Annotated in this window: 19 protein-coding genes; 4 read left to right on the forward strand and 15 right to left on the reverse strand. The window is 68.0% G+C overall.

Features of this window, described 5'->3' with window-relative positions; all coding sequences use genetic code 11:
* Together CPCC7001_RS15460 and ilvD are read left to right on the forward strand one after the other, a co-directional pair.
* Positions 1–400: hypothetical protein (locus CPCC7001_RS15460; protein WP_225867154.1), on the forward strand; the 400-nt coding region annotated here is incomplete at its 5' end.
* A gap of 30 nt (positions 401–430) precedes the next feature.
* Positions 431–2,101: a dihydroxy-acid dehydratase gene (ilvD, locus tag CPCC7001_RS02720; RefSeq protein WP_006909747.1), complete on the forward strand. Its 1,671-nt coding sequence runs from the start codon at positions 431–433 to the stop codon at positions 2,099–2,101.
* A gap of 15 nt (positions 2,102–2,116) precedes the next feature.
* Here ilvD and CPCC7001_RS02725 read toward each other — a convergent pair whose 3' ends face one another.
* The 7 genes from CPCC7001_RS02725 to glpX form a co-directional block, all read right to left on the reverse strand.
* A complete protein-coding gene (locus CPCC7001_RS02725; RefSeq protein WP_006910875.1) occupies positions 2,117–2,572 on the reverse strand; it encodes a hypothetical protein in 456 nt (151 codons plus the stop codon).
* Positions 2,559–3,101, reverse strand: a complete 543-nt coding sequence (locus CPCC7001_RS02730; protein WP_006909776.1) for a CIA30 family protein — start codon at positions 3,099–3,101, stop codon at positions 2,559–2,561. The genes CPCC7001_RS02725 and CPCC7001_RS02730 overlap by 14 nt, the downstream gene beginning before the upstream one ends.
* Entirely contained in the window at positions 3,098–3,835 is a 738-nt protein-coding gene (gene pgl / locus CPCC7001_RS02735; RefSeq protein WP_006909854.1) for a 6-phosphogluconolactonase, read from the reverse strand. The genes CPCC7001_RS02730 and pgl overlap by 4 nt, the downstream gene beginning before the upstream one ends.
* 4 nt (positions 3,836–3,839) lie before the next feature.
* Positions 3,840–5,258: an NADP-dependent phosphogluconate dehydrogenase gene (gndA, locus tag CPCC7001_RS02740; RefSeq protein ID WP_006910316.1), complete on the reverse strand. Its 1,419-nt coding sequence runs from the start codon at positions 5,256–5,258 to the stop codon at positions 3,840–3,842.
* 211 nt (positions 5,259–5,469) lie between these two features.
* The gene (locus CPCC7001_RS02745) at positions 5,470–6,765 is read right to left on the reverse strand and encodes a glucose-1-phosphate adenylyltransferase (protein ID WP_006911020.1); all 1,296 of its coding nucleotides are present in this window, start codon (positions 6,763–6,765) and stop codon (positions 5,470–5,472) included.
* Positions 6,766–6,891: 126 nt separating this feature from the next.
* Entirely contained in the window at positions 6,892–8,211 is a 1,320-nt protein-coding gene (locus tag CPCC7001_RS02750; protein ID WP_006911592.1) for a glutamyl-tRNA reductase, read from the reverse strand.
* A gap of 35 nt (positions 8,212–8,246) precedes the next feature.
* Positions 8,247–9,251, reverse strand: coding sequence for a class II fructose-bisphosphatase (glpX, locus tag CPCC7001_RS02755; protein ID WP_006911716.1), 1,005 nt, complete (start codon positions 9,249–9,251; stop codon positions 8,247–8,249).
* A 170-nt stretch (positions 9,252–9,421) separates the two neighbouring features.
* On the opposite strand from glpX, the gene rpe reads away from it, so the two are divergent.
* Positions 9,422–10,105, forward strand: coding sequence for a ribulose-phosphate 3-epimerase (rpe, locus tag CPCC7001_RS02760; protein ID WP_043368526.1), 684 nt, complete (start codon positions 9,422–9,424; stop codon positions 10,103–10,105).
* A gap of 79 nt (positions 10,106–10,184) precedes the next feature.
* Here rpe and ccsB read toward each other — a convergent pair whose 3' ends face one another.
* The 7 genes from ccsB to CPCC7001_RS02795 form a co-directional block, all read right to left on the reverse strand.
* Positions 10,185–11,120, reverse strand: coding sequence for a c-type cytochrome biogenesis protein CcsB (gene ccsB / locus CPCC7001_RS02765; RefSeq protein ID WP_006911112.1), 936 nt, complete (start codon positions 11,118–11,120; stop codon positions 10,185–10,187).
* 51 nt (positions 11,121–11,171) lie between these two features.
* Positions 11,172–12,362, reverse strand: coding sequence for an LptF/LptG family permease (locus CPCC7001_RS02770; RefSeq protein WP_050757043.1), 1,191 nt, complete (start codon positions 12,360–12,362; stop codon positions 11,172–11,174).
* A complete protein-coding gene (gene lptB, locus CPCC7001_RS02775; RefSeq protein WP_006909584.1) occupies positions 12,359–13,087 on the reverse strand; it encodes an LPS export ABC transporter ATP-binding protein in 729 nt (242 codons plus the stop codon). Before lptB ends, CPCC7001_RS02770 begins: the two co-directional genes overlap by 4 nt.
* Positions 13,084–13,563 (reverse strand): hypothetical protein, encoded by a 480-nt coding sequence (locus CPCC7001_RS02780; RefSeq protein WP_006910325.1) that lies wholly within the window; start codon positions 13,561–13,563, stop codon positions 13,084–13,086. Before CPCC7001_RS02780 ends, lptB begins: the two co-directional genes overlap by 4 nt.
* Positions 13,564–13,594: 31 nt before the next feature.
* Positions 13,595–13,999: a DUF309 domain-containing protein gene (locus tag CPCC7001_RS02785; protein ID WP_225867155.1), complete on the reverse strand. Its 405-nt coding sequence runs from the start codon at positions 13,997–13,999 to the stop codon at positions 13,595–13,597.
* A complete protein-coding gene (typA, locus tag CPCC7001_RS02790; RefSeq protein ID WP_006910772.1) occupies positions 14,000–15,808 on the reverse strand; it encodes a translational GTPase TypA in 1,809 nt (602 codons plus the stop codon).
* 180 nt (positions 15,809–15,988) lie between these two features.
* The gene (locus CPCC7001_RS02795) at positions 15,989–16,666 is read right to left on the reverse strand and encodes a M15 family metallopeptidase (protein WP_156796832.1); all 678 of its coding nucleotides are present in this window, start codon (positions 16,664–16,666) and stop codon (positions 15,989–15,991) included.
* Positions 16,667–17,092: 426 nt separating this feature from the next.
* Between CPCC7001_RS02795 and chlP the strand changes: the two genes are divergently transcribed.
* Positions 17,093–18,520, forward strand: a complete 1,428-nt coding sequence (chlP, locus tag CPCC7001_RS02800; RefSeq protein WP_006910972.1) for a geranylgeranyl reductase — start codon at positions 17,093–17,095, stop codon at positions 18,518–18,520.
* Positions 18,521–18,554: 34 nt separating this feature from the next.
* On the opposite strand, the gene glyS is transcribed toward chlP, so the two are convergent.
* Complete coding sequence (glyS, locus tag CPCC7001_RS02805) at positions 18,555–20,720, reverse strand: glycine--tRNA ligase subunit beta (protein WP_043369413.1); 2,166 nt, start codon at positions 20,718–20,720, stop codon at positions 18,555–18,557.
* Between the last annotated feature and the right edge of the window lie 20 nt (positions 20,721–20,740).

The following is a 20,740-nucleotide window of genomic DNA, read 5'->3' on the forward strand; positions in this document are numbered from 1 at the left end:
GGCTTGCAGCAGTTCCAGGCTGGAGATGGCAGGTTCGCGTGCGGAGTCCGGGGCCTGGCGCGGCAGATCGGGCCGATCCACGGCGGCCACATCCGCTGCGACCGGTGTCGCAGGCGATTCCTCGGCCCTGCTGTTCAGTGCCCTGGCCGGTGCGGTGATCGGCGCCGCCGGCCTGGCCTGGTGGCTGCTCTCGGCTGCCGAGAACCGGCGTCTCCAAGCCCGCCAGCAGCGGGTCCTGCGCCTCTCCCGCTTCCAGGACAGCGGCGGTGTGCTCGACGACTCCGCCGCCGCCGGAGCTTCCGAGCGCAGCGACCGTGAGCTGCACGACAAGGTGCACCAGCTCAATGAAGCCATCGACGAGGTGCGTCGCCAGCTCGAGGCGATGGCCACCGGCCGGTAGGTTGCCTCGAAGGCACTCTCCGCTGCGGCCATGCTCCGTTCCGATGCGATCACCCAGGGCGTCCAGCGCTCGCCCAACCGGGCCATGCTGCGGGCCGTGGGTTTCGGGGATGACGACTTCGGCAAGCCGATCATCGGGATCGCCAACGGCTACAGCACGATCACGCCCTGCAACCTCGGCCTGAACGACCTCACCCGCCGGGCGGAGCAGGCCGCCCAGGCCGCCGGGGCCATGCCCCAGACCTTCGGCACCATCACGGTGAGCGATGGCATCTCGATGGGCACCGAAGGGATGAAGTACTCCCTGGTGAGCCGCGAGGTGATCGCCGATTCGATCGAAACCGCCTGCAACGCCCAGAGCATGGACGGCCTGCTGGCTGTGGGCGGCTGCGACAAGAACATGCCCGGCGCCATGCTGGCCATGGCCCGGATGAACATCCCGGCTATCTTCGTGTACGGGGGCACCATCAAGCCCGGCAGGCTGGGGCCCTGTGACCTCACGGTGGTGAGCGCCTTCGAGGCGGTCGGCCAGTTCTCCGGCGGTCGCATCGATGAGTCCGAACTCCTCGCGATCGAGAAGAACGCCTGTCCTGGTGCCGGCAGCTGCGGGGGCATGTTCACCGCCAACACGATGAGTTCGGCCTTCGAGGTGCTGGGCCTCAGCCTTCCCTACAGCTCCACCATGGCGGCGGAAGATCCGGAGAAGGCGGAGAGCGCCGCCCGTTCCGCCGAGGTGCTGGTGCAGGCCATCGCCGCCGACATCCGTCCCCGGGACCTGCTCACCCGGGAGGCCTTCGAGAACGCCATCAGCGTGATCATGGCCGTGGGCGGTTCCACCAACTCGGTGCTGCACCTGCTGGCCATCGCCCGCACCGCAGGGGTGGAGCTCAGCATCGACGACTTCGAGCGGATCCGCCAGCGCGTGCCGGTGATCTGCGACCTCAAGCCCAGCGGCCGCTATGTGACGGTGGACCTGCATCGGGCCGGGGGCATTCCCCAGGTGATGAAGCTCCTGCTCGACGCCGGTCTGCTGCATGGCGACTGCCGCACGATCGAAGGTAAGACCCTCACGGAGGTGCTGGCTTCGGTTCCCAGTGATCCCCCCGCCGATCAGGACGTGATCCGTCCGCTCAGCAACCCCCTCTATGCCAGGGGGCACCTGGCCATCCTCAAGGGAAATCTGGCGGAGGAAGGGGCGGTGGCCAAGATCTCCGGGGTGAAGACCCCGGTGATCACCGGCCCGGCCCGGGTGTTCGAGAGCGAGGAGTCCTGCCTGGCCGCCATTCTGGCCGGCGGCATCCAGCCCGGCGACGTGGTGGTGGTGCGCAACGAGGGGCCGGTGGGCGGGCCCGGCATGCGCGAGATGCTGAGCCCCACGGCCGCCATCATCGGCCAGGGGCTGGGCGAGAGCGTCGCCCTGATCACCGACGGTCGCTTCTCCGGTGGCTCCTACGGCCTGGTGGTGGGCCATGTGGCCCCGGAGGCCGCCGTGGGGGGAACGATCGGCCTGGTGCACGAGGGGGACAGCATCACCGTGGATGCGAACCAGCTGCTGATCCAGCTGAACGTGCCCGACGAGGAACTGGCTGCCCGGCGGGCTGCCTGGGTGAAGCCCGAGCCCCGCTACCGAACCGGTGTGCTCGGCAAGTACGCCCGGCTGGTGAGCAGCAGCAGCCTCGGTGCGGTGACCGATCTGGCCTGAGGGGCCCGCCGCCGCTCAGGCTGGGGCAGGAGCCATCAGCGCCCGCAACCTCCTGGCCAGCGCCTCCAGGGCGGCACCATCCTGGGGGCGCTCGCAGCGCTCCCCCGTATCCGGCCGCATCCACACCGGGTGCTGGCCATGCCAGAGCATCGGCCGATCGGGGTCATCCGCCCAGGCGAGCGTGAGATTCAGCCCATCGCCGCTGCGGTAGAGCTCCAGTTCCAGGTCGTCCTGGGGCCGGCGTTCGCCGTCCGGGCTGCGCACCTCCAGCCTGAGACAACAGTCGTCCGCCTCATCTGGCTTCCCATCTGCCGCCCCATCTGCCTCCATGTCTGGGGCCGCCGCCGTGTCCTCCTCCACACGGGCGGGCAGCACGGCATGGCGCAGGGGCCTGCGGCAGAGATCGGCGGCGGCGGCCACCAGCTGCACCAGGTCGGTGTTCGGTGCGGTCTCGTCGTCAGGGGTAGGCACGGATCGCCTGGATCAGGAAACGGATCGCTCCGGCCCGGAACCCGGCATTGGGGGAGCCGTCATCGCCGAAGCGGGAGTGCAGCACCTGCAGCCTGTTCACCCGGGTGGCATCGAAGCGCAGGGGCAGGCCCACCGGGCGGGCCCGCACGGAGGGCCGCAGGCCGGCGAAGGGGATCCGCACCTGGCTGACGCCCTCGACCTCGGTGGCGAATTCCGCCACCCAGCGCAGGCCGCCGGGAATCAGCTCCGTGAGGCCGGCCAGGCCGTCCGCACAACCCACGGCGAGCTTGAAGCGACGGCCCCCGCCCTCGATCAGCAGCTCCAGCCCCTCACAAGGGGAGAGATCGAGCGGCGGCGAGAACAACGGGGAGCGGCAGCTCACGAAGCCCCCGCCTTCCTCCACCAGCTCCCCCTGAAACCGCAGGCCGGCGGGCCCCACCGCGCATCCACCCTGGCTGCGGCCGCCCATGATCGTGTCGTTCAGGGCATGCCAGCCACTGAAGGCTTCGGCGGACGCGATCGGGATCAAGGCTGCAGCAGCGCGGCTGCCGCATTGTCGGCTAGCACCAGGATCGGGGTGGAGGGCCGCACCAGCCTGGCCGGCGTGCGCTCCGGGCTCTCCTGGGGATCCAGCAGCCGCCGCAGGGCCTCGGCCTTGCCGGCGCCACTCACCAGGAAGATCACCCTGCGGGCAGCCGAGAGCACCGGCGCCGTGAGCGTGACCCGCGGCAGTCCCTTGCCCTCGCCGATGGTCACGAGTTCATCGCGAACCCGGGTGGCCGAGGTGCCGGGGAACAGTGATGCCGTGTGGCCATCGTCGCCGAGGCCGAGCAGCACCAGATCGAGCATGGGCGGCTCCCCCGGACACAGCAGGCGCAGCAGCTGGGCGTAGGCCCGGGCCCCCTCCTGCGGTGTGTCCAGATCCGTGGGCACCGGGTGGAGGCGGGCGCTCTGCCCCGCCGGCTGGGCCAGCAGGGTCTGGCGCAGCATGCGGGCGTTGCTGGAGGGATCCTCGGCCGGAACCCAGCGTTCGTCGCCCAGCACCACATCCACCCGGTCCCAGGGAAGGTGCTGCCCCCCCAGATGCACGTAGCTGGCCTCCGGTGTGCTGCCTCCGGCCAGGGCGATCTGGCAGCGATCCCGCTGCGCCAGGGCCAGATCGATGCTGGTGGCCATCAGTTCGGCGGCGCGTCGGGCCAGCGGTTCGCCGCTCTCGCAGCATTCCAGCTTGTATGCCGGATCCAGGGACGGGGCAGCGCTCATCGGCTCAGTCCAGCCACTCGGTGTGGAACGTTCCGGCCTGGTCCACCCGTTCGTAGGTGTGGGAGCCGAAGCAGTCCCGCATGGCCTGCACCAGGTTCTGGGGCAGCCGGCCCGTGCGGTAGCTGTCGATGTAGTCGAGGGTGCTGGAGAGGCAGGGAACCGGAATGCCGGCCAGGGCGGCGCCGGCCACGATCTGCCGCAGGCCGGGCAGGCGGCGGTTGATCTGCTCGGCGAACCAGGGGTCCAGCATCAGGTTCGGCAGACCGGGGGCGGCGGTGTAGGCATCCTGAATGCGCTGCAGCAGCCGCGCCCGGATGATGCAGCCACCCTTCCAGATCTGGCCGATGGCGGCGAAGTCCAGGCCGTAGTCGTGCAGCTTGGAGGCCTCCTGCAGCAGGGCCATGCCCTGGCCGTAGCTCACGATGCAGGCGGCGATGCAGGCATCCCGCAGCGGCTCCAGCCCCGCGGCCGGATCGCCCAGGTCCACCCGGTGGGGGCCGGGGCCGTGCAGCACGGATTCGGCGGCGAGGCGCTCCTGGCGCAGGGAGCTGAGCACCCGGGCGTTGAGCGCTGCGTAGATGGTGGGCACCGGCACCCCCATCTCCAGGGCGCTCACCACGGTCCAGAGGCCCGTACCTTTCTGGCCGGCCGCATCCACGATCGTCTCCACCAGGTCATTGCCGCTGTCCGGGTCCTTGGTGCGGAGACACACCTCGGTGATCTCCACCAGAAACGAGGCCAGCTCCTCGCTGTCGTTCCACTTGGCCAGCACGTCGGCCATCTGGTCGCCGTTCATGCCGCCGCAGCGCTTCATCAGGTCGTAGGCCTCGGCCAGGATCTGCTCGATCCCGTACTCGATGCCGTTGTGCACGGTCTTGACGAAGTGGCCGGCGCCACCGGGCCCGATGTAGGTGACGCAGGGGCCGTCCTCCACCTGGGCGGCCATCTTGCGCACGAGGGGCTCGATCGCGTCGTAGGCCGAGCGGGTGCCCCCCGGCATCATGCTGGGCCCCTCCAGGGCTCCCTTGGCCCCGCCGGACACGCCCATGCCGATGTAGCCGAAACTCTGGCTCTCCAGCTGGGCCACGCGACGCTCGGTGTCGGTGTAGAGGGAATTGCCGCCGTCGATCAGCAGATCGCCCTCCTCCAGCAGCGGAGAGATCGAGGCGATGGTGTCGTCCACGGGCTGTCCCGCCTTCACCATCATCAGGATGCGTCTGGGGCGTTCCAGGGCTCCCACGAACTCTTCCAGAGTGCTGGCCCCCACGATGTCCTTGCCGGCGCCACGGCCCTTCAGGAACGCTTCCGTCTTGGCGTACGTGCGGTTGTAGACGACGCTGGAGAACCCGTTGCGCTCGGCATTAAGCACCAGGTTCTCCCCCATCACGCCGAGGCCGATCAGGCCGAAATGTGCCGTACCCATCCGTTGGTTCGAGGCTTTGGGCTCAGTGTGGCCAGAGCGTCCGGAAGCGGGGCCGATCCGTCACAACTGACGGCGCTCTGTCAGGGTCTCCTGGCCTAATGGCCTGATCACCGCCGCGCGCGATGGAGGGGCAGGGCACGGTCCCGCCCCCTGATCCGATCAGAGGATTCAGATCTCGGGGTTCCGATCACTGAAGTCAGATCACTGAAATTCAGATCACCGTGCCGTCGGCGATGGTGCCGTTCTTCACCACCACCACGATGCCGTTGCGGATGTAGAAGTTGAGCTCCGGTCGATCCGCCTCTTCCACCCGATCCTTGTTCACGATCGTGACATCGCGGCCGATGCGCACATTCTTGTCCAGAATCGCCCCCCTCACGGTGGTGCCGCTGCCCACGCCGAGAGGAATGCCGCCCCGCTGCCGCAGGGTGGCCCGCTCTTCCGACGATTCGAAATAATCGGATCCCATCACCAGCGTGTCCTGCAGCACCACCCGGTCTTCCACCCGGGAGCGCACGCCCAGCACACAGTGGTGGATGCTGCAGGCCTTGAGCAGCGACCCCTCGCCGATGATCGATTCGGTGACCTGGGCGTCCTGCAGTTTGCTGGGTGGCAGGTAACGGGGGCGGGTGTAGATCGGAAACTTCTCGTCGTAAAAGGAGAACGGAGGATTCGGCTGCTGGGTGAGGGCCAGATTCGCCTCGTAGAAGGCGCCGATGGTGCCGATGTCCTCCCAGTAATCGTCGAAGAGGTAGCTGCGCAGCTGGTCCCCGCGTGCCAAGGAGGCGGGGATGATCTCCTTGCCGAAATCCGTGGCGGTGGGATTGGAATTGAGAAGATCGAACAGGGTGTCCCGGCTGAACACATAGATCCCCATCGAGGCGAGGTGGGGACGCTTGGCGGCTTCTTCGGGCGAGAGCCCCAGGCTCTGGGTGTCCACGCGCATCGCCTCGAGCGCCTCGCCCTTGGGCTTCTCGCGGAATTCCTGGATGTGCCCCTCCCCATCGGTGCGCATCAGTCCGAAGGCCTCGGCCTGGACAGGGTCCACCGGCAGGGCTCCCACCGAGAGATCGGCGCCGGTGTCGATGTGGTGCTGCACGAAGCGGCTGTAATCCATCCGGTAGAGCTGGTCGCCGGAGAGGATCAGGTAGTGGTCCACATCCCATTCCTGGAACAGCCACTGGTATTTGCGCACGGCGTCGGCCGTTCCTTCGAACCAGCTGGGGCTGTCGGGCGTCTGCTGAGCCGCGAGCACTTCCACGAAGCCTTGGCCGAACCCAGCCGAGAGGTTGTAGCTCATCGACAGGTGCCGATTGAGCGAGGCGCTGTTGAACTGCGTCAGCACATAGATCTTGTTGATCTCCGAGTTGATGCAGTTGCTGATGGGAATGTCAATCAGCCTGTATTTTCCCGCCAGAGGCACAGCGGGCTTGGCGCGCATCTTGGTGAGCGGATAGAGGCGGGTTCCTGCACCTCCTCCCAGAATGATGGCGAGAACGCGTTTCATGTCTCCTGATTCCTTCTCTTGTTGGGGGGACCGTACAGGACCAGAGCTCCTGCGGGCGAGTGCGGGCTGTACCGCGCGGCGCTGTTGGTGGCGGGGAGCACCGGGCCGGGTGCCCCCGTTGACGTCCTAGGGACCGGAGCTCAGGGATCCGTCGTCCTGGAGCTCGAAGAGCTCCTCGATCACACGCATGGAGGTGTGCCGCTGCTGGCGGGGCTGGGGGGCCCGCAGGTTGGTCATGGGGGTGTGGAGCACCTTGTTGATGATGCCCTTGCTCAAGGCCTCCACCACTTTCCGTTCCCGGGCCGAGAGGTCGGGGCCCATGCGGCTGAGGGCCTTCTGCAGCTCCTGCTCCCGGATCTCCTCCAGGCGTCTGCGCAGACGGTTCACCACCGGCACCGCCTCGAGGCCATCCCACCACTCCAGGAACAGACGGGCCTCCTCCCGCAACAGGCCCTCCGCCTCGGCGGCGATCTCGCGCCTGGCCTCCTGGTTGCGGGTCACCACCTCCTGCAGATCGTCCACGTCGAACGCCTGCACCCCGGTGACCGTGGCGGTGTCGGCTGCGATGTTGCGGGGAACGCCGATGTCCACCAGCATCAGGGAACTGCGCCGGTTCAGGCCCGCCAGCCGCTGGGCCGTGATGATCGGCTCCTCGGCCGCGGTGCTGGTGAACACGAGGGAGCAGGTGCTCAGGCAGTGGTCCAGATCGTCCAGCGGACGGCACTGCACCGGCAGGGCGGGGAAGTCGGCGGCCAGTTGCTCGGCCCGCTCCACGGTGCGGTTGAGCAGCACCACAGCGCGGCAGCCCTTGGCCTGCAGATGCTGCAGCAGCAGGCGGGCCATGCGCCCGGCCCCCACCACCGCCACCTGCTCCTGGTCGAGCGGCACCAGCTCATCCTGTCCCCGGGCCTGGCCCACCTTGAGCTGGGCCAGCTCGACGGCAGCCGAGCTGATCGACACGGCGCCGGTGCCCAGGTTGGTCTCGGTGCGCACCCGCTTGCCGGTGCTCACGGCCTGGTTGAGCAGGCGGTTCAGGATCGGCCCGACGGAGTGGTGCTCCTGGCCGAGCCGCACCATCTTCTTCACCTGGGAGAGGATCTGGCCCTCGCCCAGCACCAGGGAATCGAGGCCGGCCGCCACCCGCAGCAGATGGGCCACCGCGTCCTCGTGGTGGTAGGTGAACAGGTGGGGCGTGAGCTCATCCACCGCCAGGCCGGAGTGCTGGCTGAGAAAGGCGCCCACCGAGGAGATCCCCTGCTCGGGATGGCGCAGCAGGGTGTAGATCTCGAGCCGGTTGCAGGTGCTGAGGATCGAGGCCTCCAGCACCTGGTCGTCCTCCCGGAGCTGCTGGAGGGAGGCATCCATGGCCTGCTCCGGGATGCTGAGCCGCTCCCGGATCTCAACCGGAGCTGTGCGGTGGCTCAGTCCGACAACGGCGATGTGCATGGTGGCAGGGAGGTGTGGGCTGATCGGTGGGCCGATCAGCGCAACGCGATGCTCTGGGCACCAGGCTTGATGTGCACCGTGTCGGTGAAGCGGGCGGTGTTGTCCAGGGTGCTGATCACCAGGGAGCTGGTACGGGTGCAGTCCTTCTCGAACTTCACGCCGTGGAACAGCAGGCCATCGGTGATGCCGCTGCCGGCGAACACCACGTTCTCACCGGAGGCCAGTTCCTCGGCTTCATAGATCTTGTCGGGATCGCTGATGCCCATCTCGGCCAGGCGGGCCAGGTTGCCTTCGCGGGTGAGCCCTTCCCACTCCTTGGTCTGGGCCACGGCGGGGTCATACACCAGCTGGCCCTGGAAGTGGCCGCCGAGGGCGCGCATGGCAGCAGCCGAGATCACACCCTCCGGGGCCGCGCCGATGCCCATCAGGCAGTGGGTGCCGGTGCCGGCGAAGCCACAGGCGATGGCCGCCTGCACGTCACCGTCCGAGATCGGCTGCACCCGGGCACCGGTCGAGCGGATCTCGGCGATCAGGTCCTTGTGCCGGGCCCGGTCCATCACCACGATCACTAGCTCGCTCGTGGCCAGGCCCAGGCACTGGCTGAGGATCTGGATGTTCTCGGTGGCGCTCTTGCGGATGTCCACCTTGCCCTTGGCGGCCGGCGGCGCCGCCAGCTTCTTCATGTAGAAGTCGGGGGCGTTGAACAGGCCGCCCCGGTCGGAGGCCGCCAGCACGGCCATCGAGCCGCGCTGGTTGTTGGCGCAGAGGTTGGTGCCTTCGCAGGGGTCGACGGCGAAGTCGACGCCAGGGCCACTGCCGCTGCCGACCTCCTCGCCGATGTAGAGCATCGGGGCCTCGTCCCGCTCGCCCTCTCCGATCACGATGCGGCCCTGCATCTGGATCTGGCCCATGCGCTTGCGCATCGCCTCGACGGCTGCGGCGTCCGCCTCGTCCTTCTTGCCGAGACCCGTGAGTTCGGCCGAGGCGATGGCGGCCTGTTCAACGACCTCGAGAATTTCCTGGATGAGGGTGCGATCCACAGTGGTCCGGCAAGGGTGGAGGCTTCGGGCTGAGGCCTGAGATGCCAGCTGCTGCGGGGCATTTCAGGCAGGAAGCGGCGATCAGTGTATCAGCGCCGTTCCCCGCTCCTGCCGCTGGAGGGGGCAGGGGGCTTTCCTACAATCGCTCTTCCCTACCCACCGATCCCAGCATGAGCACCAAGTCCCTGGTGGTGTCACCGTCGATTCTCTCGGCCGATTTCTCCCGGCTCGGGGATGACGTGCGGGCGGTCGATGCCGCTGGTGCCGACTGGATCCACGTGGATGTGATGGATGGCCGCTTCGTGCCCAACATCACGATCGGTCCCCTGATCGTGCAGGCCCTGCGCCCGGTCACGACCAAGCCGCTCGACGTTCACCTGATGATCGTGGAGCCCGAGAAGTACGTGGCCGACTTTGCCAAGGCCGGCGCCGACATCATCTCGGTGCAGGTCGAGGCATGCCCCCACCTGCACCGCAACCTCGCCCAGATCAAGGACCTCGGCAAGATGGCCGGCGCAGTGCTCAACCCCAGCACCCCGATCGACACGCTGGAGTACTGCCTCGAGCTCTGCGACCTGGTGCTGGTCATGAGCGTGAACCCCGGCTTCGGCGGCCAGAGCTTCATCGAGAGCCAGGTGGACAAGATTCGTGATCTGCGCCGCATGTGCGACGCCAAGGGGCTCGACCCCTGGATCGAGGTGGACGGTGGCATCAAGGCGGAGAACGCATGGAAGGTGATCGAAGCCGGCGCCAACGCGATTGTGAGCGGCTCCGGGGTGTTCAACCAGCCCAGCTACGCCGAGGCCATCACCGGCATCCGCCAGAGCCGCCGTCCTGCCCCCGTGGCGGTCTGAAGGGGTCCGCCAGGCTCCCGGCGGCAGGCTCCCACCGATCAGCTGGGAGCCTGCCGCATGCATTCAGACTGCTGGAGCCTCAGCTCTCGAAGAACCAGCCATAGCTGTGCAGACCGATGCCCAGCAGGTTCACGCCGATGTAGCAGACGACGATCACCACCAGACCCAGGGAGGCCACCACCGCCGGTCGGCGCCCCTGCCATCCCCGGATCAGGCGGGTGTGCAGATAGGCCGCATACACCAGCCAGCAGATCAGCGCCCAGGTTTCCTTGGGATCCCAGCTCCACCAGCTGCCCCAGGCCTCATTGGCCCACACCGCCCCGCTCACCAGCCCCACCGACAGCAGCAGGAATCCCACCGTGATCGTGCGGTAACTGAGCGAGTCGAGCTGTTCCGCCATCGAGAGGGCGCCACTGGTGAGCTTGAGTGGAGCTGCCATCGCCCCGGGCCCCTCGGTGGCCAACTGGGCCTGGCGGAAGCCGCCGCTGCCGATGGAACTGCTGCGCAGTTCCAGAGCCTTGCCGCGGTCGGTGAACAGCACCGCCACCGACAGCAGGGATCCCACCAGCAGGGCGGCGTAGCTGAGCATGATCACGCTCACGTGCATCACCAGCCAGCTGGAGCGCAGGGCCGGCACCAGCGGGGAGGCCTCCTGGAGACGATCCGGCAGGGCAAAGCTGGCGAAGGCCACGCAGCCCAGGGCCATCGGGGTGGCGGCAGCGGGCACCAGCGGAGACGGCCAGGAGCGCTCCACCAGCAGCTGGGTGAGGGTGCAGCCCCAGGCCAGGAAGCAGAGCGACTCGTAGAGGTTGCTGATCGGGAAGTGACCGGAATCGATCCAGCGCAGCACGAGCTGGGCGGTGAGGCAGAGATTGGCGCTGGCCACCAGCAGCCGCACCACCGAGCTGGTGCCGCCGCCGCTCAGGGCCCAGAACGCCAGGGGCAGCACGAGCAGCAACAGGGCGAAGGCTGCCAGGCCGAGGCCCAGAACCGGATCGTGGAGCAGATCGGGCAAGGTTTCAACGCACAACCAGTGGCCAGTCTGGCGGGTCGCCGGCAGGGGCGCTCAGCGGCTGGCCTGCCGCACCAGCACCAGGCCGGTTCCCAGGCCGATCAGCACCGGCATCCATGCCGACAGCAGCGGGGTGAGGGTGCCCTTGACCCCCAGGGAACTGAAGCTGAAGGCCACCAGGTAATAGCCGAAGATCAGCAGCACGGTGAGGCCGAAGCCCTGGCTGCGGCTGCGGCGGGAGTGCGGACGGGCCCCCAAGCTGCTGCCGATCAGGCCGAACACCAGGCAGACCGCCGGGAAGGAGAACTTCTCCTGGATGCGCACCCGCAGCTTGCGGGCGGCCCGCAGGTCGCCCGATTCCCGCAGGAGCCGTTCGGCGGTGCGGGCCTGGCCGATGCTCATCTCATTGGCGTCCTTCGGCAGTTTGGCCACCTTCAGCGGCTGGTTGCCAAGCGGATAGAGGTAGCGATCGAACCGGGCCGAGGTGATGGCCTCCGAGCCACTACTGCCGATGCCCACCACCTGGCCATCCAGAAATTCCCACTGGGCGTCCCTGGAGCTCCAGCGGGCCCGATCGGCCGTGAGCATCACCCGGTGGGCCGAGCGGCTCAGGTCCAGCAGGGTCACGTCCTCCATCACGCCCTTGTTGAAGCGCTGGGCGTAGAAGATGTGGGTCAGACCCCGTTCGGTGCTCCCATCGGGCAGCTCCACCCGGCCGTATTTGGAGTACACCACGTTGTCCCTCTGCTCGCCGGCCACGGCACGGCCGATGGCGCGGCTGAGGGTCGCTTCGGCCTGGCTGAGGGTGCTCGGCACGACCGCTTCGTTGAAGCCGAAGGTGAGCATGGTCATCGCCACGGCCAGCACCACGGCGGGCACCAGCATGCGCCAGGTGGGCACGCCCACGCTGCGCAGGGCCGTGAGCTCACTGTTGCCCGAGAGCTTGCTGTAGGTGAGCAGGGTGGCCATCAGGGTGGCCATCGGGAAGGAGAGCACCAGGAAGGAGGGCAACTCCAGAAGCAGCACCTGAAGCGCCACATCGAGCGGCAGCCCCGACTCCGCCACCCGCCGCACCAGCTCGAACACGGCGCCCACCGAGAGGGACACGGCCGTGAAGGCCGCCACCCCGAACACCAGGGGACCGATCAGCTCCCCCAGCATCCAGCGGTCCAGCAGCGGCAGGCGGCGCCACGACCCCAGCAGCCCTGACGGCAAGACGATCCTCCGTGGGTTGAGCGTGGTCATAGCCGGAATCCCTCGCCGAGGTAGTGGCGGCGCACCAGAGGATCGTTCCCCACTTCGGTGGAGCTGCCCGAGGCCAGGATGGCGCCCTCGGAGAGGATGTAGGCCCGGTCGGTGATCGCCAGGGTTTCCCGCACGTTGTGATCCGTGATGAGCAGTCCCATGCCCCGGTTGCGCAGGTCCTCGATCAGTTGCTGCAGGTCGGCGACGGCGATCGGATCGACGCCGGCGAAGGGTTCATCCAGCAGCAGGTAGCGGGGCCCCTCGGCGCCGACGGCCAGGGCCCTGGCCACCTCGCAGCGGCGCCGTTCACCGCCCGAGAGCTGAAACCCCTGGCGATGCTGGAAGGCGCTGAGGTGGAAATCCTCGATCAGGGCGTTCAGCCGCTGTCGGCGCAGGTGACCCGGGGTGCGGCTGGACTCCAGTGCCAGGCGCAGGTTGTCGCGAACCGTGAGCTGGCGGAACACGCTGGGCTCCTGGGGCAGGTAGCCGATGCCGAGACGGGCCCGCTGGGGCATGGGCAGGTGGGCGATCTCGCGGCCATCCAGCAGCACCTCGCCCTCGTCCGGCCGGATCAGGCCGGTCACCAGACCGAAGGTGGTGGTCTTGCCGGCGCCGTTGGGGCCGAGCAGGCCCACCACCTCTCCGCGCTCCAGCTGCAGGGAGACGTGGTCCACCAGCACCCGGCCCCCGATGGCCAGGACCACCTCCTTCATTGCCAGCGTCATGGCTGGGTCGAGGGCACGGGGGGCTGGATGGCCCTGAACCGGTAGAGGGTCAGCACCTGCTGGCCCGGCGCTGGCTCGGCCACGAGGCGCTCTCCCTCCACCAGGTACACCAGCCGCTCCGCCCGGATGCTGTTGCCCTCATCCTGCACCACATCCACATCGCCGCTGAGCACCACACGGCCTTCGCGGCTGAAGTACTGGGCCTGCCGCGCGGTGGCCACCACGCCCTGGTCGGCGTAGACAATGCGCACGTTGCCACTGGCCGTGAGGATGCCTGTGGCGTTGTCGGCCTTCTGGAGATCGGATTCGATCGTCACGACGCCGGTGACGGCAGCTCTGGCCGGCGAGGGGGCTGGAGCCGATCCTGCGGCCGTCGTCGAATCAGGAGCCCCCTGGGCGGTGGCCGTCAGGCTGACGAGGCCGCCGAGGCACAGGCCCAGCAGGGTGCTGGCGACGCGGGGAGCAGGCAGGGCCAAGAAGCGGTGCCAGTGATGCTGAGGCCACAATCTACAGAGCATGGCCCTGGGCCCGGTTCAGCCGGGGGGGGTCGAGAACAGGAGCATCCGCCGCGTTCTGCAGGGCCTGCAGCCACGCGGCCGCATGGCCTCTGAGCTGCTCCAGATCGAGCCCCAGGGCCTGATCGCCACAGCTGCGCAGCCTGCCCAGGCCTTCTCCTGTGAGGATGGTGGCACCGCGGCGGTTGCCGCGCTCCAGGTGCAACTGACCGACGGCGATCTGCAGGATTCCCTGCAGCACCGGGCGAAGCGGCCCCGCCGTTTCGTGCCAGAGCTCCTCGAATCCGTCATGGCAGGCGTACCAGTCGCCCGCGTTGAAGCGGGCGATGGCCTCGGCCAGCCGAGGGTCCCGGATCAGGCTGGCTTCCTCGTGGTCAGGGGGAGGCAGGGCCGCCAATCAGCGCTTGGCCGCCTTCTTCGAGGGCAGCTTGCGCAGCCGGATCGATTCGGGGGTGACCTCGAGCATCTCGTCTGGACCGATGTACTCCAGAGCCCGCTCGAGGGTCATCTGCACCGGGGCCTGGAGAGTGTCGAGCTCTTCGGCGCCGGCGGAACGCATGTTGGTGAGCTGCTTGGCCTTGCAGACGTTGATCTCCAGGTCCTGGGGCCTGTTGTTCTCTCCGATGATCATGCCCTTGTACACCTTGGTGCCGGGTGTGATGAAGAACTGGCCCCGATCTTCGGCGTTCTTGAGGGCGTAGAAGGTGGCCGTTCCCTCCTCGAAGGCAATCAGCACGCCGTTGCGGCGCGCATCGAAATCCCCTTGCATCGGCCGGTAATCCAGGAAGGAGTGGCTCATGATGCCTTCCCCACGGGTGGCACGGATGAACTCGCCGCGGAAGCCGATCAGCCCGCGGGAAGGCACCACGAATTCCAGCTGGGTGCGGCCGTCGTTGGTGTTCTCCATGTTCTGCATCTCCGCCTTGCGGATTCCCAGCTTCTCGATGCAGGCTCCCACCGCAGCCTCGGGCACATCGAGCACAAGGGTTTCGTAGGGCTCGTTGGGGGTGCCATCGATGGTGCGGAAGATCACCTGGGGTTGGCTCACCTGAAACTCGTAGCCCTCACGCCGCATCGTCTCGATCAGGATGCCGAGGTGCAGTTCGCCGCGTCCGCTCACGGACCAGCGATCGGGCGAATCGGTGTCCTCCACCCGCAGGGCCACGTTGGTGAGCAGTTCCTTCTGCAGACGATCGCGGATCTGGCGGCTGGTGACGAATTTGCCCTCCTTGCCGGCGAAGGGGGAATCGTTGACCACGAAGGTCATCTGCAGGGTGGGCTCGTCCACCTTGATCAGGGGGAGTGCCTCCGGGTTGTCCGGGCAGGCGATGGTCTCGCCGATGTTCACCTCGTCGAAACCGGCCACGGCCACCAGGTCACCGGCGCTGGCCTGCTCGATCTCCACCCGCTGCAGGCCCTGGAAGCCGAGCAACTTGCTGATGCGGCCACGCTTGACGCTGCCGTCATCGCGCAGGAGAGCGGCGGGCTGGCCAGCCTTGATGGTGCCGTTGTGGATCCGGCCGATCATGATCCGGCCGAGAAAGTCGCTGTAGTCGAGGGTGGTGACCTGCAGCTGCAGGGGCTTGTTGGGATCGCCCACCGGCGGCGGCACATGCCGGAGGATGGCATCGAAGAGCGGCCGCATCGTGTCGCTCTCGGTCTTCATGTCCGGCTTGGCGTAGCCGCCCATGCCGCTGCCGAACAGATACGGGAAATCGCACTGGTCGTCGTCGGCGCCGAGTTCCAGGAACAGATCCAGCACCTTGTCCACGGCAATCTCGGGATCCACGCGGGCCCGGTCGATCTTGTTCACGAAGACGATAGGCCGCAGGCCTTTTTCAAGGGCCTTCTTGAGCACAAAGCGCGTCTGCGGCATCGGGCCCTCGTTGGCATCCACGATCAGCAGGCAGCCATCGACCATGCCCAGCACCCGCTCCACCTCGCCACCGAAATCGGCGTGGCCGGGGGTGTCCACGATGTTGATGCGGATGCCGTCGTAATCGACCGCCGTATTCTTGCTGAGAATGGTGATGCCGCGCTCGCGCTCCAGGTCGTTGGAGTCCATCACGCAGGTGGGAACCGCCTCGTTGTCGCGGAAGATGCCTGACTGAGCGAGCAGCGCGTCGACGAGGGTGGTTTTTCCGTGGTCGACGTGGGCAATGATCGCAATGTTGCGAATCGGCGTGCCTGGATGTGCGCCGCTCATAGATTGAGATTTCCTACTTTTACGGTTGTAGCCAAGCGACCATCCTATCCCATCCTCTGAAACTCAAGCCTGACGAGCTCCCTTCCAAGGCCTGGTGTCGTAGCAGGGGGCATGGCCAGGCGCGGGCGGCTTCTCCCTTGAGCTCAGCCGTTTGACCGGCCTTTGGATGCGGCCCTTGGATCAGCGACTGAGCTGCTGGGCCGGCTCGAACACCTGCAGGGCCTCCGCGGTTCCTTCAAAGCGCCAGTGCCACGGCTCGTAGCTCACCCCCTGAGGGTTGTCCCTGGGAAAGGAGAGGGTGAAGTGGTAGCGGGCGGCGTTCTGCTCCAGCCACCGAAAGGCCGGGGTCTCCTCGAAGCGGGGGGAGAGGTTGGTCTGGGGCAGCCGACCGTCGCCGAGATCGACGGCATAGCCGGTGCTGTGCTCGGAGAAGCCCGGTGGCGCGCTCACTTCGGCCCGTTCCCGGGCGTTCTGGTTCCGCTCCGCCTTCACCCCGAAGAAGATGTCCTTCTGGAGTTCCTTCGAGCGGAAGGCGCTCAGCAGGCTCAGGCTCACGCCGTCGTCCTCCGCGGCCCGCAGCATGGACGTCAGGGCCGTGGCCGCATCCCGGTGCAGCTGCAGCCCGGGTTCCACGCTCACCAACAGCTCAGGATCGGCCTCCGGGTAAGGGAAATGGCCCAGCAGCCGTCCATCCGGGCTCTGGCGGGCATCCAGCCCGGCCACGGGGCCCGGCGCCAGTTGGGGAGCCAGCCAGGTGCGCACCATGGGCAGCTGCAGGGCTCCGATCACCGCCACCAGCGCTCCCCCCACCACCAGCAGGATCCCGCGCAGCCCGTGGCCTTTCGGCACCGACGGCATGGGGCTGAGCCGCTCGGCCACCGGGATGTCGTCGGCCGGAAGCACCTGGCCCGTGCGCCTGGACTTCAGGACCACCTGCCGGCTCCGGCGGATGGAGCCCAGGGGTGGGCAAGCGGCAGCACAGCGAAGGGGTGATCCGTCATGCCCTCCATCCCCCAGCCCCCGCTGCCACCCATACAAAACGCGGTGGATGTCACCAGCTGGGCGAACAGTGATGTGACGAGTTTGTTACAAGCCGGCATGGACTGTGGTGATGGAGGCAGCGGGGCGGCTCTGGGCCGGTGCAACGACCCCGGTTTCGCGGCTCTGGGAGGCCTTGAGTCGGCTGGTGACGATCCTAGTTGCGAAGGCCGAATTCCACCCCGAAACGCCCGGCAACGGTGTTAGCTTCCGGGCCAGAACCTTTTCTGGCGGAGCGTTTTCCCGATGTTGCGTGTCGCGGTGGTGGGCGGCGGCCCGAGTGGTTCCTGTGCCGCTGAGGTGCTCGCCAAGGCCGGCATCCAGACCTGGATCTTCGAGCGCAAGCTCGACAACGCCAAGCCCTGCGGGGGTGCCATTCCCCTGTGCATGGTGTCTGAATTTGATCTGCCGGAAGAGATCATCGACCGCAAGGTGCGCAACATGCGGATGATCTCCCCTTCCAATCGGGAAGTGGATATCCACCTCGATGATCAGAATGAATACATCGGCATGTGCCGGCGCGAAATTCTTGACGCCTTCCTGCGCAACCGGGCGGCCGATCTCGGCGCCCATCTGATCAACGGACTCGTCACCAAGATCGACACCGGCAAGAACCGCCAGGGGCCCTACACCCTCACCTATTCGGACTACGGCTCCGGCGAGGCCACCGGGGAGACCAGAACCCTCGAGGTGGACCTGATCGTGGGCGCTGATGGCGCCAACAGCCGCGTGGCCAAGGCCATGGATGCAGGGGACTACAACGTGGCGATCGCCTTCCAGGAGCGGATCAAGCTCCCGGCCAAGGAGATGAGCTACTACGAGGACCTGGCCGAGATGTATGTCGGCACCGATGTGTCCCCCGACTTCTACGCCTGGGTGTTCCCCAAGTACGACCATGTGGCCGTGGGCACCGGCACCATGCAGAACAACCAGGCCCTGATCAAGGGTCTGCAGGAGGGGATCCGCCTCAGGGCCCGCAAGAGGCTGGTGAACGGCGAAGTGATCAAGGTGGAGGCCCACCCGATTCCGGAACACCCCCGCCCCCGCCGGGTGGTGGGCCGCATGGCTCTGGTGGGGGATGCCGCCGGCTACGTGACCAAGAGCTCCGGCGAGGGCATCTACTTCGCCGCCAAGAGCGGGCGGATGTGCGCCGAGCAGATCGTGGCCGCCAGCCAGGCTGGCCAGAGCATTCCATCCGAGGCCGACCTCAAGGTCTACCTGCGCAAGTGGGACCGCCAGTACGGCGCCACCTACAAAGTGCTGGAACTGCTTCAGAACATCTTCTACCGCAACGATGCGGCCCGCGAGGCGTTCGTGGAGATGTGCGATGACAAGGACGTGCAGCGGCTCACCTTCGACAGCTACCTGTACAAGCGGGTGGTGGCGATGAACCCCTGGCAGCAGCTCAAGCTCACGCTGCTCACCCTTGGGGCCGTGCTGCGGGGCAACGCCCTGGCACCCCAGGGTTACAAGCCTGTGGACAGCGCCGTACGGGACGACGATGAAGTCAACGCGATGCTGGCGGTGAGCACCATCAAAGGGGGCATCCGGGTTCGCGGCGACCAGTCGTCTCCAGCCCCTGTGGCAGCCCCGGCAACCACGGGGGCCACGGCTGAGGTCATCGCTGCCGAGGGGGAGGCGGCGGAGCGGGAACCCGCTCTGGCCGCGAAGTGAGACGCCGGGGCCCTGACCAGGCCCCTGCCGCCGATCAGTTCTGCAGCTGACGGAAGTCCGCCAGCACGGCGGCCTGGTTGCGCAGCACTCCGAGCATGGCGAGGCGGTTTGTGCGCACAGCCGCATCCTCCGCCATCACCATCACGCTGCCGTCTCCATCGAAGAACGCTCCCAGCGCCTCGGCACTGTCTTCCAGAGCCGAGGCCAACGCGTTGTAGCCCTCGCTGCTGCAGCTGGCGGCCAGCGGAGTGAGACGCTCAAGCACGGCCAGCATGCCGGCCTCCGATCCTTTCTCGAACAACCTGGCATCCACCACGGCATCCGGGCTGAGCACGTCGGGGGACAACGCGCCTTTCTCGGCCAGTCGTGCGGCCCGCGTCACCACCGCCTGCACGGCGGCGAGCCGCCCCTCGCGCCGCAGAGCCGCGAGCAACAGGCCGCGCTGTCGCACATCGCCGGGATCCCGCAGGAGGCGGGCCCTGGGCAGGGAGGGCCCGGCCACCGCGGCCACCAGATCGGGCTCCAGTCCCTCCTCCTCCAGCAGGCTGGCCAGCCTCTGGCACAGGAATTCGGCCAGATCGCCGCGCAGCAGGCCAGCGGAAACCTCCAGGTCGGGCAGCAGCGTCGCCCAGTGGAGGCTGCAGCGCTGCAGCAGGGCGTCGAGGTCGAGCCGCCATTCCCTGGCCCAGAGGATCTGCAGCAGACCATTGCCGGCACGGCGCAGGGCGTAGGGATCGGAGGAGCCGCTCGGCCGTTCCCCCTTGGCAAAGATGCTGAGCAGCAATTCCAGCCGTTCGGCCAGGGCCACCACGGCGCCGGCCTCCGACTCCGGCAGGGCATCCCCTGCGCCCCGGGGCAGGTAGTGCTCCAGCACCGCCAGGGCCACGTGCCTCGGCTCCCCTTCAGCCAGCAGGTATTTGGCCCCCATCACCCCCTGCAGCTCGGGGAATTCCCCCACCATCTGGCTCACCAGGTCGTGCTTGCAGAGATGGGTGGCCCGGCGGGCATGCCCTGCCGCCTCTTCCGGCAGAGGCAGCACCTCGAGCAGCACGTCCGTGCACCACTCCATCCGCTCGACGCGATCCCGCAGGGAACCGAGACCCTCGGCGAAGGTGACCCGGGCCAGCTGGTCGCGCCGGTCGATGCTCGCCACGGCCCGGTCGGCCGTGACGAAGAAGCGGGCATCGGCCAGCCGGGCCCGCAGCACCCGTTCGTTGCCTCTGCGCACCGTCTCCCAGGCCTGCTCCCGGCCATTGCTGATGCACAGAAAACCAGGCTGCAACACGCCCCGGGCGGCCGGGGCCAGGGGATCCACCTGGGCGTCGCTCTGATAGAGCGGCACGTAGCGCTGGTGTGACCGCATCACCGTGCCCAGCACCTCGGCCGGCAGGTCCAGATAGGTGTGCTCCATCGCGCCCTCGATCAACAGGGGCTGCTCCACCAGATCCGTGAGCTCCTCCAGCAGCGCCTCGGGCAGATCCGGTCGGGCGTCGCGGGCCTCTGCCGCTGCAGCGATGGAGGTCTGAATCCTGTCGCGGCGGCGGCGGCGGCTCACGGTCACCCCGGCGGCCTCGAGCGTGTCGGCATACTGCGCGGCGCTGGGGATCACCACCGGCCGGGTTTCCAGCCGGTGTCCCCTGCTGTGACGTCCCGAGGCCACCACCGGATCGGTGCCCGGCAGCACCACCGGCACCACCGCCTCATCCAGCAGGGCCACCAACCAGCGCACGGGCCTGGAAAAGCGGCACTCCCCCTCTCCCCAGCGCATGAAGCGGCGGCCCTGCAGCTGCTGGATCCAGCCGGGGATCAGGGAGGCCAGCACCTCGGCGGCGCCACGGCCCGGCTCCCGCAGCACCGCGTACACGAACGGCCCCTTGGGCGTGTCACGGATCTCCAGCTGGTCAACAGCCACGCCGCAGCGCTTGGCAAAGCCCAGGGCGGCACCGGTGGGAGTGCCGTCGCGAAAGGCCTGTGCGGCGGGCGGGCCCTTGCGCTCCTCCTCCCTGTCCTGCTGGCGTGACGGCAGTCCCGGCACGGTCACGGCCAGCCGCCGCGGCGTGCTGGTGCAGTCCAGATCGCCGTGCTCCAGCCGCTGCTCCGCCAGGCTGGCGGCCACCAGCGCCTCCAGCTGGGGGAGGGCGAGGCGCGCGAAGTCGGCCGGCAGTTCCTCGGTTCCGATCTCGAGCAGAAACGTCGACACGCAGGCAGCCACGGCAACCG

This window comes from Cyanobium sp. PCC 7001 (genome assembly GCF_000155635.1).
In the GTDB taxonomy this organism is placed as follows: domain Bacteria; phylum Cyanobacteriota; class Cyanobacteriia; order PCC-6307; family Cyanobiaceae; genus NIES-981.